The organism is Hyphomonas sp. (assembly GCF_046313735.1).
GTDB lineage: Bacteria > Pseudomonadota > Alphaproteobacteria > Caulobacterales > Hyphomonadaceae > Hyphomonas.
Window position 1 is genome coordinate 22,847 of record NZ_JBKBXW010000020.1, and the last position, 13,052, is coordinate 35,898.

Annotated in this window: 18 protein-coding genes; 11 read left to right on the forward strand and 7 right to left on the reverse strand. The window is 66.1% G+C overall.

Annotated elements, in window-relative coordinates; genetic code table 11:
* The first annotated feature begins 155 nt into the window (after positions 1 to 155).
* Genes ACK4SV_RS10915 through ACK4SV_RS10925 form a run of 3 tightly spaced genes read left to right on the forward strand, consistent with a single transcriptional unit; the run spans position 156 to position 2,247 of the window.
* A complete protein-coding gene (locus tag ACK4SV_RS10915) occupies positions 156 to 365 on the forward strand; it encodes a DUF2093 domain-containing protein (protein ID WP_409917860.1) in 210 nt (69 codons plus the stop codon).
* Positions 362 to 1,414: a M23 family metallopeptidase gene (locus ACK4SV_RS10920; RefSeq protein ID WP_409917861.1), complete on the forward strand. Its 1,053-nt coding sequence runs from the start codon at positions 362 to 364 to the stop codon at positions 1,412 to 1,414. The genes ACK4SV_RS10915 and ACK4SV_RS10920 overlap by 4 nt, the downstream gene beginning before the upstream one ends.
* 2 nt (positions 1,415 to 1,416) lie before the next feature.
* Positions 1,417 to 2,247 carry a kinase gene (locus tag ACK4SV_RS10925; RefSeq protein WP_409917862.1) on the forward strand — a complete coding sequence of 277 codons (831 nt, stop codon included), beginning with the start codon at positions 1,417 to 1,419 and terminating at the stop codon, positions 2,245 to 2,247.
* A 99-nt stretch (positions 2,248 to 2,346) separates the two neighbouring features.
* Here ACK4SV_RS10925 and ACK4SV_RS10930 read toward each other — a convergent pair whose 3' ends face one another.
* Together ACK4SV_RS10930 and ACK4SV_RS10935 are read right to left on the reverse strand one after the other, a co-directional pair.
* Positions 2,347 to 2,829, reverse strand: coding sequence for a TspO/MBR family protein (locus ACK4SV_RS10930; RefSeq protein WP_409917863.1), 483 nt, complete (start codon positions 2,827 to 2,829; stop codon positions 2,347 to 2,349).
* Positions 2,830 to 2,896: 67 nt separating this feature from the next.
* Positions 2,897 to 3,235 carry a hypothetical protein gene (locus tag ACK4SV_RS10935; protein ID WP_409917864.1) on the reverse strand — a complete coding sequence of 113 codons (339 nt, stop codon included), beginning with the start codon at positions 3,233 to 3,235 and terminating at the stop codon, positions 2,897 to 2,899.
* A 204-nt stretch (positions 3,236 to 3,439) separates the two neighbouring features.
* On the opposite strand from ACK4SV_RS10935, the gene ACK4SV_RS10940 reads away from it, so the two are divergent.
* Positions 3,440 to 3,856: a hypothetical protein gene (locus ACK4SV_RS10940; RefSeq protein ID WP_409917865.1), complete on the forward strand. Its 417-nt coding sequence runs from the start codon at positions 3,440 to 3,442 to the stop codon at positions 3,854 to 3,856.
* Positions 3,857 to 3,886: 30 nt separating this feature from the next.
* Entirely contained in the window at positions 3,887 to 4,060 is a 174-nt protein-coding gene (locus ACK4SV_RS10945; protein WP_409917866.1) for a hypothetical protein, read from the forward strand.
* 24 nt (positions 4,061 to 4,084) lie between these two features.
* Here ACK4SV_RS10945 and ACK4SV_RS10950 read toward each other — a convergent pair whose 3' ends face one another.
* A complete protein-coding gene (locus ACK4SV_RS10950) occupies positions 4,085 to 5,062 on the reverse strand; it encodes a quinone oxidoreductase family protein (protein ID WP_409917867.1) in 978 nt (325 codons plus the stop codon).
* Positions 5,063 to 5,198: 136 nt separating this feature from the next.
* Here ACK4SV_RS10950 and ACK4SV_RS10955 point away from each other — a divergent pair, with 136 nt between their 5' ends.
* The gene (locus ACK4SV_RS10955) at positions 5,199 to 5,567 is read left to right on the forward strand and encodes a VOC family protein (protein WP_409917868.1); all 369 of its coding nucleotides are present in this window, start codon (positions 5,199 to 5,201) and stop codon (positions 5,565 to 5,567) included.
* A gap of 109 nt (positions 5,568 to 5,676) precedes the next feature.
* Here the strand turns inward: ACK4SV_RS10955 and ACK4SV_RS10960 are convergent, their stop codons facing one another.
* The gene (locus ACK4SV_RS10960; RefSeq protein ID WP_409917869.1) at positions 5,677 to 6,465 is read right to left on the reverse strand and encodes an enoyl-CoA hydratase/isomerase family protein; all 789 of its coding nucleotides are present in this window, start codon (positions 6,463 to 6,465) and stop codon (positions 5,677 to 5,679) included.
* A 183-nt stretch (positions 6,466 to 6,648) separates the two neighbouring features.
* On the opposite strand from ACK4SV_RS10960, the gene ACK4SV_RS10965 reads away from it, so the two are divergent.
* Positions 6,649 to 7,632, forward strand: coding sequence for an alpha/beta fold hydrolase (locus ACK4SV_RS10965; protein WP_409917870.1), 984 nt, complete (start codon positions 6,649 to 6,651; stop codon positions 7,630 to 7,632).
* A gap of 14 nt (positions 7,633 to 7,646) precedes the next feature.
* Here the strand turns inward: ACK4SV_RS10965 and ACK4SV_RS10970 are convergent, their stop codons facing one another.
* A complete protein-coding gene (locus ACK4SV_RS10970) occupies positions 7,647 to 8,420 on the reverse strand; it encodes an SDR family NAD(P)-dependent oxidoreductase (RefSeq protein WP_409917871.1) in 774 nt (257 codons plus the stop codon).
* An 88-nt stretch (positions 8,421 to 8,508) separates the two neighbouring features.
* A complete protein-coding gene (locus ACK4SV_RS10975; protein ID WP_409917872.1) occupies positions 8,509 to 8,934 on the reverse strand; it encodes a hypothetical protein in 426 nt (141 codons plus the stop codon).
* Between the two features lie 253 nt (positions 8,935 to 9,187).
* On the opposite strand from ACK4SV_RS10975, the gene rnhB reads away from it, so the two are divergent.
* The 4 genes from rnhB (at position 9,188) to ACK4SV_RS10995 (ending at position 11,973) form a co-directional block, all read left to right on the forward strand.
* Positions 9,188 to 9,766, forward strand: a complete 579-nt coding sequence (rnhB, locus tag ACK4SV_RS10980) for a ribonuclease HII (RefSeq protein ID WP_409917873.1) — start codon at positions 9,188 to 9,190, stop codon at positions 9,764 to 9,766.
* Positions 9,767 to 9,832: 66 nt separating this feature from the next.
* Positions 9,833 to 11,083, forward strand: a complete 1,251-nt coding sequence (locus ACK4SV_RS10985) for an FAD-dependent oxidoreductase (RefSeq protein ID WP_409917874.1) — start codon at positions 9,833 to 9,835, stop codon at positions 11,081 to 11,083.
* The gene (locus tag ACK4SV_RS10990; protein WP_409917875.1) at positions 11,080 to 11,451 is read left to right on the forward strand and encodes a nuclear transport factor 2 family protein; all 372 of its coding nucleotides are present in this window, start codon (positions 11,080 to 11,082) and stop codon (positions 11,449 to 11,451) included. Before ACK4SV_RS10985 ends, ACK4SV_RS10990 begins: the two co-directional genes overlap by 4 nt.
* Before the next feature lie 57 nt (positions 11,452 to 11,508).
* Positions 11,509 to 11,973 (forward strand): GIY-YIG nuclease family protein, encoded by a 465-nt coding sequence (locus ACK4SV_RS10995; RefSeq protein WP_409917876.1) that lies wholly within the window; start codon positions 11,509 to 11,511, stop codon positions 11,971 to 11,973.
* Positions 11,974 to 11,990: 17 nt separating this feature from the next.
* Here ACK4SV_RS10995 and queA read toward each other — a convergent pair whose 3' ends face one another.
* Entirely contained in the window at positions 11,991 to 13,046 is a 1,056-nt protein-coding gene (queA, locus tag ACK4SV_RS11000; RefSeq protein ID WP_409917877.1) for a tRNA preQ1(34) S-adenosylmethionine ribosyltransferase-isomerase QueA, read from the reverse strand.
* Positions 13,047 to 13,052: the final 6 nt, after the last annotated feature.

Here is a 13,052-nt window from a genome sequence, read left to right on the forward strand (position 1 = left end):
GAGTCGTCTCCTTTGGTCTACCATGAGGGCCGGTTTGGCAAGGCCCCCGATTGCCGTCTCTGCACTTCGTGTACCTCATTTGTTCACAAGAACAAAGCAGAAACTTTGCAGCCCGGCACTTTCTTTTCGCCCCGATCCGGGGCACACTGGCTCGCATGTTGACACGACCCCTTTCCGGCGAGGGCGAGGCGCGGCTTCGCTTTGGCGACAATGATTTCGAGCAGCTGACTGCGGGCAGCTATGTGACCTGCGCGGTCACGGGCCGGCGGATTCCGCTGAGCGCGCTGCGTTATTGGAGCGTCGACCATCAGGAAGCCTATTGGGACGCCGAGGCGGCCGCCCGCCGCCTCGCCTACGGGCAGTGAGGGCGGCCCTCTGCCTGATCGCCGGGCTGGCGCTGGCCGGCTGCAGCGAAAGCCCCGGCCAGGCGATGGCGGGCGAAGCTGGCGCGGGCCTCATAACCGAGGCGGCGCAGACAATCGGCCAAGCCGCGCCGGAGGCTCTGGCCGATGCAGTGGACTCCCTGCTGGCGGAAATTGCGCCGGACGCCGAGGCCGCGCCGTCGCCTGAACCTGCGGCGCAGGCCTGCAGCGGCATCCTGAAACAAGGCGGCCTGATCATCTGTGACGGCGCGCCGGGCGATGTGTTCCATCTCGGCAGCGTGACACTGACGGCGGACGAGACCGGCAGCATACAGTTCGGCCTCGCGCGGCAGGCGCCGCTGTCGCTGGGCGTGCGCGCGCGGGCGCTGGAGGCGGCGTTCGAGATTGCCGAGCGGCGCGACGAGCTGCGCACGGTGCCGGGTTTCGACTGCGACCGGATCGATGCGCGCACCCCAGAGCAGCGGGCGCACGCCGCGCGCAGCTGGGAGATCAAGCAGGCGGCGTTTGCCGCGTTCCATCCCGGGCGCGGCGCGCTCGACGGGTTCATCCGGCCGAGCAGCGCGCCGCCGTCTTCGCCCTTCGGCCCGGCGCGGCGGTATATCGGCGTTTCGAAGACGAGCGGCGAGCCCTGCGAATCCATGTCGGTGCATCAGGGCTATGACATGGCCGCGCCGGTCGGCACGCCGGTTGTGGCCCCCGCTGCCGGCGTGGTGACGCTGGCCGATCCGGACCTTTATTATGAAGGCGGCACGATTTTCCTGGATCATGGGCACGGGCTCTTGTCGGTGTTCATGCACCTGTCAGAGGTGAATGTAGCGCCCGGCGATGTGGTGGCGCGCGGCGCGGTGATCGCGAAGACCGGCAACACGGGCCGCTCGACCGGGCCGCACCTGCACTGGGGCGTCAAATGGCGCAATCCGGCCAGCGAGAACCGGGGCGCGGATTTCTATATCGATCCGGCGCTGCTGCTGGACCTGCCTGTGTTGGACGTGGCCGATGCCGGCGGGGTGCTGGAAATGTCCGCCCCCTGATTATGCCCCTGACCCTGCAGGACGCGCGGCAGAGCGAGATCACGCCTTACCTTAAGGACTGGATCGCATGCCATATCGAGGCGGCGCCGCCGGGCCATGTCCCACTGCTGTTTGTTTCGGGGCCGCAGGGCGCGGGCAAATCCACGGCGCTGGCAGAAGCGATCAGCGGCCTTTCGGGCCCGGTCTTCGGGGCAAGCCTCGACGATTTCTACCTCACCCGGGCTGAGCGCGCCGCAATGGCGCGGGATATCTGCCCGCTGTTCAGCGTCCGCGGCCCTCCGGGTACGCACGATCTGGCGCTGCTGGCATCCTGCATCATTGCGCTGCGCGCGGCGGGGCCGGACATGGTCACGCGCACCCCCGTTTTCGACAAGCTGGCCGATGACCGGGCGCCGGAGGCGGACTGGCGGATCTTTACCGGCCAGCCTGCCGCCATCGTGATCGAGGGCTGGCTGGCGGGCGCAGCACCGGATGCAGAAGCGACCAAGTCCGCTCCGATCAATGAGGTCGAGGCAGAAGACCGGCATGGCGCCTGGCGCTGGTACCAGGAAGCTCAGCTGGCGACCCTCTATGCGGAAATCTGGCGGCGGGCGGATGGATTTTTCCATATCGTGCCGCCGGACTTCAGCTGTGTTCTGAACTGGCGGCTGGAGCAGGAGGCGGCGCTCTGGCAGGCACGGGGCGAGGCGATGCCGGAGGCGCGGGCGCAGTGGACGGCGCGGTTCGTGCAGCATTATGAGCGGATCACCCGGCGGATGATCGCCGGTAGACGCTATCCGGGTACGGAGCTTCATATTGATGCGGAGCGCCAGGTTACCAGAACCTCGGGCTGATTCAAGGAATCAGCCCGAGGTTTCAGGTCTATGATTTGTCGCGGCGTTTTTCCGAAAACCGGGTCCCACTTTTCGGAACGCCGCTTTGGTCCGCCTGAATCAGGCTGAGGCGGACGCGCCCCTGTTCATCCGCCAGACAGTAAAGTTGAGCGCGGAGGCGATGCTGACCCAGAGGAGATATGGCAGCTGCAAGGCGGCTGCGATGGGGCTGTAGGGCCAGAAAAGGATCGCCACCGCGAGGATCGACAACCAAAGCAGCGCGACATTGACAAGGCCAAGATCCATCCGCCGGAGGCCGAAGAACATGGCCGACCAGCCGGCATTCAGGATGAGGCTGACAAGGTAGACGCAGAGCGCCGGCAGCGCCGCCATGCCAGCCGCCTGCCAGACCAGCCAGCCGGACACCGCATTCATCAGGTAAAGCGCCGACCAGACCAACGGGAAGGCCCAGTTCGGCGGCGTCCAGCCCGGCTTGGCGAGGCTTTGGTACCACGCGCCGGGCTTGAAGAGCGCGCCGCTCAGCGATGTCAGGAAATTCAGGGCGATGAATACGCCGAGCGCGATTAAGGCTGAAAAGTCCATGACCGGTCGCGGCTCCCTTGCTTGCGCTCCCTATATGGGGATGGCAAGCGCGCAAAACGAGGAAAACTCATTCCCGGCCCGCAGCATCCCAAACACGGCGCAGTGCAGCGGCCATGATCGCGAGCAGCGCAACAGCGCCAGCAAACACACCCAGTGCGCAAAGGATGAGAAAAACGCCAAGCCCCGCCGCATCCGATATGAAGGGGCTCCCCAGAAACGCTGCAGCGATGATCGCGCAGAGGGCGATCCCGAAACCGGCAAGGCTTCGAACAATCACGCCGCGAGGATTCCTGAATGATCGGTAGAGGATCCAGGCAACAGCCGCCCCGACCACAACAAGCAGGATCAAATCGAGCGGACCGGACACCATGACTGCCTCCAGAGAGGTTGATAGCACGGCCGGCATTAACAACGCGTTTGCTGCAGGCCGGCCCGGATCAGGGGGACGCTCCTGGGGCGGCGGCAAGTTTCTTGACTGTTTTCCTCCGTACACCGCCACATTCCGCCCTGATTGCGGCACAAAAAAAGTGGAGATGGCAGGGGACCCAAAAAGCCCTTGAACGGAGCGCCTTCTTTTCGCAAGCTCTGCGCGTGTCAGCCGGAGGGGATGATGACCAAAGGAAATGACGCGCCGCCGGCCCCTCCGCCAACGGAGGACAAGGCCGGGCTCACACAATCAGAGCGTTTCTTCGCGCGGATGGCGCTGGCCCAGACCATTACCGCTGTTGTCGCTGTGGTGATCTCCTGCGCGGCGATGTATGCGACCTGGGAGCAGGCCCGCGCCTCGCGTATCCAGACCGAGGCGCAGGTCTGGCCCCGGCTGATGATCTACAACAACCAGACCCTGAATGAGGCGGGCGAGCCGGTGTTCGAAGTGATCATCGCCAATCGCGGGATCGGCCCGGCGGAAGTGCGCTCGATGCGCGTTCATCGCGGCGAGGAGCGTATCCGTCAGTACCGGGACATCATCGGGGCTCTGCCTGACCTTGGCCGCGAGGTGCGCCTGCGGCGGAGCTTCATCAACTAGCGAATCTTCAGCCCGGGCGAGGAAGCCATTGTGATCGGCGCCGAGGGGGAGGATCTTATCGAAGCGCTGAACGGGGTCATCGAAGGCTACGCCGTAGACATCTGCTATTGCTCCATCCTCGGGCAATGCTGGGTGCTCAGCGATGATACGTCCACGGAGATAGGCCAATGCCCGAACCATGGCGCCGATGAGTTCCTGAACTGACCCGGCGCCGGGCACTCTTCCGGCTCATGGCAGCAGCACGGTCGCCCCGACAGTCTTGCCTGCTTCCAACGCGCGGTGGACGTCGGCGGCGTCCTTCAGCGCGAAGCGCTGGCCGATGTCTGCCTTGAAGACACCCTTTGCAAGCGCCTCGAACACCAGCCCCGCCCCGCGCGCCAGCGCGCCGGGGGCCTGCAGGAAATTGAACACGCCGGGACGTGTCATGATCAGGCTGCCCCCCTGCGCAAGGCGCGAAGGCGGGATCGGATCGACGGGGCCGGACGCATTGCCATAGGTGATGAACCAGCCGCGCGGCTTCAGGCTGCCCAGCGACGCTTCGGCCGAAATCTTCCCGACACTGTCGAACGCAATGTCGACGCCCTTGCCGCCCGTCAGTTCACGGACCTTTGCCGCGACGCCCTCATAGCCGACGACAACTTCCGCCGCGCCCAGCGCGCGCGCCTTCTGCGCCTTTTCTTCAGAGGACGTCACCGCGATCACCCGTGCGCCGAGATGCGCAGCCCAGGGCGTCAGGATCGAGCCGACCCCGCCCACCGGCGCCCAGATCAGCACCTCGTCGCCCGCCTTCACAGTCCGGATTTCAAACAGCAGCATCCACGCCGTCAGCCCTTTCAGCATCAGCGCGGCGCCCTCTTCCTCGCTGACCGTCTCAGGCAGTTTCACCATGCTCTCGGCCCGGCCGGTATAGTGTGTCGCATAGGTGCCGCCAGCGAGATAGGCGACGCGGTCGCCGGGCTTCACGGCGGTTACGCCCTCGCCCACCGTCTCGACCACGCCTGCGCCTTCTGAGCCGAGCGTCGCGGGCAGCTTCACCGGATAAAGCCCGGAGCGGTGATAGGTGTCGATGAAGTTGAGGCCAACGGCCGTCTGGCGCACCAGCGCCTCGCCGGGCCCCGGGGCGCGCGGCGCGATGGCCTCAACCTCCAGCACCTCGGGTCCGCCGGTTTTCTGTATACGGATGGCATAGGCATTCGGCAGGGTCATCAGGCGAGGCTCCAGGATCGATTCGGGGCGCACTGAAGCCCAGCCCGGCGGCTGCGTCAAATTTTTCGCCGGCGGCGCTGGATTCCGCCTGATGTTCTGTTTATGTTCTGCGCTGTCGCTGGATGGGAGGACGACAATGATCGGCTATGTCACACTGGGCACACGCAACCTCGAGAAGGCGGCGGCCTTCTATGATCCGATTGCGGCAGAGCTTGGCACACCGCGGATGTTCGCAACCGAGACCTTCATCGCCTGGGGCGCGCCCGATGGGCAGGCAGGCCTCGGCCTCTGTTACCCGTTTGACGGCAATCCGATGAGCGTTGGCAATGGCGTCATGGTCGCCCTGCAGGCGAAGGACAAGGCGCAGGTAGACCGGCTCCATGCCCTCGCCCTCAGCCTTGGCGGAACCTGTGACGGCCCGCCCGGCCCGCGCGGGGACAGCTTCTATGCGGGCTATTTCCGCGACCTGGACGGCAACAAGCTCAACGCCTTCGTGATGGGTTAGCCCGAAAAGCCCCTTCTCCCTTGGGAGAAGGGGTTGGGGATGAGGGGCTGCAACGCTTGCCCCTCGTCACCGCTTATGCCGGGATGACAAGAAATTGGGTGACGCCCCGTTACGAGCCCGTGAACTTTGCGGGCCGTTTCTCGAGGAAGGCGGCAACGCCCTCCTTGTGGTCAGCGGATTTGAAACAGGCCGAAAGGGCCGTCACATGAGCCTGCATATGGCCCGCAACATCGCGCTCGAGGCCCTTCCAGACAAGCTCTTTCATCCGCCGGATGGAGAAGGGCGAGGAGGCAAGGTAACGCCGCGCTTCGGCGCGGGCGGCGTCCATCAGGGTTTCCGGCTCGGCGACGGCGTTGGCATAGCCGATGGCGAGGGCCTCTTCCGCCTCGAGGAAGCTGCCGGAATAGAGCAGGCGCAGCGCCCGGCTCGGCCCGATCAGGCGCGGCAAGAGCCAGCTGCCCGCGCCGGTATCCGGCACCAGGCCGCGATGGGCGAAATTCCAGGCAAAGCGCGTGCGCGGCGTGATGATGCGCACATCGCACTGGCTGGAGAATTCCGCGCCCATGCCGACGGCGTAGCCATCTATCGCCCCGATCACCGGCTTCGGGCAGGAGACGAGCGGCCACCAGACATCGCCCTGATGCGCCTCGCCGCGCACGCCGCGCGTTTCCCCGGGAATTGTAGACAGGTCCGACAGGTCGGTGCCGGCGCAGAAGCTGCCACCGGAACCTGTCACGATCAGTACCCGGACAGTGTCATCCGCGCCGGCCTCGCGCACCGCTTCGATGAAGCGGGCGAGCATGGCATAGGTCATCGCGCCGCGCTTGTCCGGCCGGTCGATGGTGAGGATGCCAATGCCGTCTTCCTCACGCGTGAAGGTGATATGATGCGCCGTCATACCGGGTCTCCTCCCTTTGAGCTGCCTGCCTGTTTCCGGCGGGTCGTCGAGGGGAGCTTGCGCCCTGGCGCGGGCCCCGCGCAAGCCCCGCCGCAACGTCAATGGCGCCCGGCCTTCCCCGGCGGCCCGGCTTGCCAGCGGCCTCGTCCTGCCCCAGCTTCGGCGGAAAAGCAGGAGGCGAAGATGCCCGAATTCCGCATGATCAATGCCGGCGCGGCGCAGATCCGCGTGGCGCTGGAGGGCGATGGCCCGCTCGCGCTGATGGTGCATGGCTTTCCCGAAAGCTGGTATTCCTGGCGCCACCAGATCGGCCCCATTGCGGCGGCGGGGTTCACGGCGGCGGCGATGGATGTGCGCGGCTATGGCGGCTCATCCAAGCCCGGCGAAGTGGCAGACTACCGGATGGAGGCGCTGATCGGGGATATCCTCGGCGTCGGCGCGGCGCTCTCGCCGGAAGCCCCGTTTATCCTGATCGGGCATGATTGGGGCGCGCCGCAGGTCTGGAACACGGCGCTGCTGCATCCGGACCGGATTGCGGCGGCGGCGGCCCTGTCGGTGCCGTTCTTCGGTGTGCCGAACGTGTCCTTCGATACAGTGATCAAACAGGTGTGGGACGACAAGAACCGGTTCTTCTACCAGTCCTATTTCCGCGAGCCCGGCCGCGCCGAAGCCGCCTTCGAGGCCGAGCCCAGACATTTCCTGAAAGGCTTCTACCATGCCATTTCCGGCGAGGCGAAACCAGGCGATTTCCCGGTAGGCAAACCGTCGGATTTCGCGCTGATGGACGGGCTTCACCCGCCGGACGTCATCGGCGCCTGGATGAGCCCAGCGGACCTTGATTACTATGTGGGCGAGTTCGAGGCTTCGGGGTTTTTCGGGCCGCTTTCGCGCTATCGCAATCACACGCGTGACTGGGAATTCCTGCAGCCCTTCCGGGACCGGAAGATCGGCCAGCCGGCCCTGTTCATCGCCGGCGACAAGGACCCCGCCTTCTCCGGCTTCGGCATGATCAAGGACCCGGTCGGGCGCATGCGAGACCACGTGCCGAACCTCGAAGTCGCTGAAGTGCTGCCCGGCTGCGGCCACTGGACCCAGCAGGAACGCCCGGCGGAAGTGAACGCCGCGCTGGTGCCGTGGCTGAAATCGCTCAAGGGCCGGGTGGTCTGACGGCCCGCCTGGCCCTACCGCGTCTGTCCGCCATCCACGGCGATGACCGCGCCATTGATGAAGCTCGCGCGCTCCGACAGCAGGAAGGCCGCCGTGTCGCCGATTTCCTGCGGCGTACCGAAGCGTTTCATCGGCACTTCGCGGCGGATCCAGCGCCACCATGCCTCTGCGCGCGGGCCGGTCGACTGTTTCTCCCAGGTGCTGCCGGGGAAGATGATGTTGCCCGGCGCAATTGTATTGACACGGACTTTCGTGTCATCGGCAAAGCGCGCAATCGAGGTCGACAGATGGTTCACCGCCGCCTTGGTCGCGCCATAGATCAGCGGCGTGCCGAGCGCGCCGAGGCCGGCGATGGAGGAGATGAACAGAAAACTGCCGCCGCCATTCGCGCTGATGCGGGGAATGGCCGCGCGGGCGAGGCGGAAGGCGGAGTTGAGGTTCTGGTCGAGGCCTGCGTCCCAATCCTCATCGCTCACATCGATACCAAGCGGCGAAGGCGAGAGGCCGACATTCGCGACCGCGCCGCTTAGAGGCCCGAACTCCGCCTCGCAGGCGGCGACGGCGGCGTTGATGCCCGCCGATTGCGTCAGATCCGCCGCGAAGGACCAGACGCTGCCCGCGCCATATTCGGCCGCGAAAGCTGCGCGCGTGGCTTCCAGCGCCTCTGCGCCCCGCGCGGTCAGCGCCACGCGGGCGCCTTCCTTCAGCAGGCTTTCGGCGATGCCGTGGCCGATGCCCCGGCTGGCGCCCGCGATGAAAATCACCTTGTCCTTCAACCCGAGATCCATGGCCATTGTCCTCACTTTGCTCGCTGCCATGCTGGCCCCGCCTCTCAAGCATGGCCAGCCCTGACGCGGCGCGAAGGGGGGGAGACGGTCAGGCAGGCAAGGGCGCGAGATCCGGATCGACCCAAGCCCGGCGCGCTTCTGCAGAGAACAGGCGCTCTGGCGACCAGTGGAGCAGGATCCAGCCCGATTGCCCGCAAGGCCCGCCGAGGAGGCTGTTGACCTGTTTGAACATCGGCCGGTCAGCCTGCGCGGCCAAATGCGCGCGCGCCACGATCAGAGAGGCCCTCGTGATGGTCTCATGATAGCCTTCGGCATCGGTGTTCCGCCCCCCGGTTGCCTCATTATAGGCCCGGATGATGCCGGGCATCTCTGAAAATGCGGCCTGCCCGCGCCGGCGCAGCATCCAGACCGCGGCCGCGAAATGCGCGGCATGGGTCCAGTCTGCCTTTGGCAGAGTGCGATCGAGCAAACCTTTGCCGATCTTCTCGATCTCGTCGTCTGTGTGAAACATCATCTGCTCGTCTCGTCGGTCTCGGATAAGAAAAAGCCCGCCTCGGAAATCCGGGCGGGCATCGGGTCATTCGGGGAAGGCGAAGGTCAGCTACCCTGTCGCCAAATCCCGCGCGCCCGCGCCGCCCGGCGGCGTGCCTGCTGTTGCGAAAGGGCGCTCGAAATCTTCATGATGTGGACGGATATGCCTGCACCGCGCGCCCGTTAATGCGGCCCGCCTCTCGCCAGCCGGTCCGACTCCGGCTTAGTTCTTGCGGATGCAGGAACCGTTTCTCCTCTGCGGCGTGGATGAGGCCGGGCGGGGCCCGTGGGCCGGGCCGGTGACGGCGGCGGCGGTGATCCTGGATCCCGCCCGGCCCATAGACGGCCTGACCGATTCCAAGAAACTCTCGGAAAAACAGCGCGATCGCCTCGCCCCGCTGATCCGTGCACAGGCGCTGGCCTGGTGCATCGCGGAGGCGAGCGTTGAGGAAATCGACGCCATGAACATCCGCGAGGCGACCTTCCTGGCGATGGGCCGCGCGGTGGAGGGGCTGGCGCTGCGGCCCGGCCTGATCCGCGTGGATGGCAATGCCCTGCCCGGCGGCCTGCCCGCGCCGGCCGAGGCGATCATCAAGGGCGACCTGACCGAGCCTTCGATCTCTGCCGCCGCGATCCTGGCGAAGACACACCGCGATGCGCGGATGGCAGAGCTTTGCGCCGCTCATCCGGGCTATGGCCTTGCCGCGCACAAGGGCTATGGCACCGCCGCCCATGCCGAGGCGCTCGCCCGGCTTGGGCCTTCAGCGGTGCACCGCAAGAGCTTTGCGCCCATTCGCGCACTTGTCCGCGCCTGAAGTGACGCTGCGTCAAGGTTTGTTGGCGGCCGGCGGCGGGTTACCCTGCCTGCGGAGGAACCAGACATGACCACAGCGATGACCTATGACCTGATCATCATCGGCGGGGGCATCGGCGGCAGCGCGCTGGCGGCGGTGATGGCGCGGGCGGGCCGGCGGGTGCTGCTGCTGGAGAAATCTGCGCAATTTGAAGACCGCGTGCGCGGCGAATGGATCGCGCCCTGGGGCGTTGGAGAAACAAAACGCCTCGGCCTCTATGACCTGCTGGTCACAGCCGGCGGGCACCACCTGACCGACCATGTGACCTATGATGAGAGCCTCGACCCGGCAGCGTGCGAGGCTGCCGCGTTGCCGCTCGGCATCTTTGCGCCGGATGTGCCGGGGCCGCTCTGCCTTGGTCACCCGCTGCATTGCCAGACGCTGATCGAAGTGGCGGCGGAGAATGGCGCAGACTGCCTGCGGCCGGTGGATGTCGAGACAGTAACGCTCGGCGCGGCGCCATCGGTCACCTTCACGCATGGCGGCGAGCAGCGGACCGCGGCGGCCCCCCTGATCGTCGGGGCGGAGGGGCGCCAATCGGGCGTGCGCGCGGCGGCGGGCATTCCTCTGCATCAGGACAAACCCCATCACTGGTTTGCCGGCCTGCTGGTCGAAAATGTTGAAGGCTGGAATCCAAAGCGCCAGGCGATCGGAACGGAGGACACGTTTGGGTTCCTTGCCTTTCCGCAGGGCGGCGGGCGCGTGCGCGTCTATGGCGGCTATGCGCTATCCGAAAAACGCCGGTTCGGCGGCGAGGATGGCGCGCGCCGCTTCCTCGAAGCATTCCGCATGAGCTGCGCGCCGGAGAATGAAGCCATCGCCAAGGGCACGCCAGCAGGCCCGCTTTACTCATATTTCAACAATGACAGCTGGACCGATGCACCGTATGCGGAGGGCTGTGTCCTGGTCGGCGATGCCGCCGGATGGAATGACCCGATCAACGGGCTCGGCCTGTCGATCACTTACCGCGATGTGCGCATCGTGTCCGATATCCTCCTGTCGACCCCGGACGGCGAAGCGCCGGATTTCCGGCCGTATGCGGAGGAGCGCGCCGAGCGGATGCGGCGGCTGCGCTTTGCGGGGCAGCTACAGGCCGCCCTCGATATGGAGTTCGGCGAGGCAGCGCGGGAGCGGCGGCGCCTCTATCATGAGCGCAAGGCCGCTGACCCAACGCTCGGCCTGCACGGCGTGGCCATCATGGCAGGCCCTGAAAATGCGCCGGCGGAGATCTTCACGCAGGCCCACCGTGCCCGCGTGCTGGGCGAGGCCGCGCCATGAGTTTCGACATTGCCCGCTTCAATGCTGACTGGCTGGCCGCGTGGAGCGCGAAGGATGTAGACCGCCTCATCGGCTTTTATGCTCCGGACACGGTCTATAAGGACATGAACACGGCGGCCGGAATTTCCGGCCACGCGGCGTTGCGGGCTTACCTTGAGGGCCTGTTCGCGGCGACACCTCAGATGATTTACACGCCGGACGAAACCTGGCCGATCCCGGGCGGGTTCTGCGGCCGCTGGTACTGCGCCATCGGCGAGGGCGGCAAGGACGGCGCCATGCGGGGTTTTGACCTTTGCCTCGTGCAGGATGGGCAGATCACGCTGAACGAAGTTTACGTTCACGCCCTTCCAGCGGAGGCGGCTGGTTAATGCGCTGTTAACCCCGGATCACGCTAGGCTCCCGGGGAGTTGTAAACGAGGCGCATCATGTTCCTGCTCAACTGGTTCCTGTTCGGCTGGCATACCTGGCAGGGCGAAAGCGGCGCGCTCTACCGGTTCAAGATCACGCTGACGCGCAAGGGCATTCCGCCCGGCGGCGGCATCTACATCTTCGTTCAGCGGCGCTTCGGCTTCTTCCTGTTCCCGCTCTATATCGGCAAGGCAGCGAATTTCCGCTCCCGGTTGCTGGGGCATGAGCGCTGGTGGGAAGCCTGGTGGAAGCGCGGCGCCACGGAGCGGCATGTCCTTGTGCTGAGCAATCCGCGCGACCATGCCCGCATCGAGGAAGACTTGATCCGGCGTTACAGGCCGCGCATGAACAATATCCATATCCCGAGGGCTACGGATGATGCGCCGAATGATCTACGCCTCGCGCGGTCCTGGCGCTGGCGGCGCTGGTGGACGAGTCTGCCCGGGCGCCTCATTGGCGTCGGCAGGCGCAAGGCGGGATAGCGCCCGCTTCGCGCCTGTCACGGCAGCAGCAGGCACGCATCCCCATAGGAATAGAACCGGTAGCCCTCAGCAATGGCATGGGCATAGGCCGCCTGCATCACCTCCGTTCCCATCAGGGTACAGACGAGCATGAACAGGCTGGAGGCCGGCAGGTGGAAGTTCGTGACCAGTGCATCTGTTGCTCGGATGGGATCACCCGGCTTAAGGAAAATGTCCGTGGGCCCCGTCGCGGCATGAAGCCGGCTTGAGGCATCGGCGCAGCTTTCCAGCGTGCGCATCGCGGTGGTGCCCACCGGGACGATCCGCGCGCCGCCCACCCGCGCCGCATTGAGACGGGCGGCAACCTCCGGCGTCAGGCGCCGCCATTCCTCATACAGACGGTTTTCGGCGAGGTGGCGCTCTTCAAGTGGCTTGAACGTGCCAAGGCCGACATGCAGGCGCACAGCCTCTCGTTTAAGGCCCGCTGCATCGATGTCCGCCAGAAGTCGCGGGGTGAAATGCAGGCCGGCGGTGGGCGCGGCGACGCTGGCGGCCTCCTCCCCGGCAAAGCTCGTCTGATAGGTTTCGCGGTCCTTGGCATCGGCCGGGCGGCGCCGCGCGATATAAGGCGGCAGGGGCATGGCGCCGTGCGCGTCCAGAGCGGCATGAAGGTCTGATCCTCCGCCCTCGAACGAAATCAGCACCTCGCCGCCCTCGCGCCGGGCCAGGATGCGGGCGGAAAATCCGTCCGCGAACCGGATCTCGTCGCCTTCCTTCAGGCGCCGGCCCGGCCGGGCAAGTGCGAGCCAGCGGCCATCGCCCTGATCCTCGACCAGATTGAGGTCCACTTCCACATCGCGGCTCGCCCCGTCCCGCGCCGGGCGGACACCTTTCAGCGCAGCCGGCAAAACGCGCGTATCGTTGAAGACGAGCACATCGCCAGGCGAGAGATAGCGCGGCAGATCGCGCACGCCGGCATCTTCCAGCCGCCCGTCGCCGTGCACAACCAGCAGCCTTGCCGCGTCCTGCGGCTCCACCGGCCGCAGCGCGATCAGCGCCTCGGGAAGATCAAACTCGAAGGCTGAAAGGTCCACGTGAGA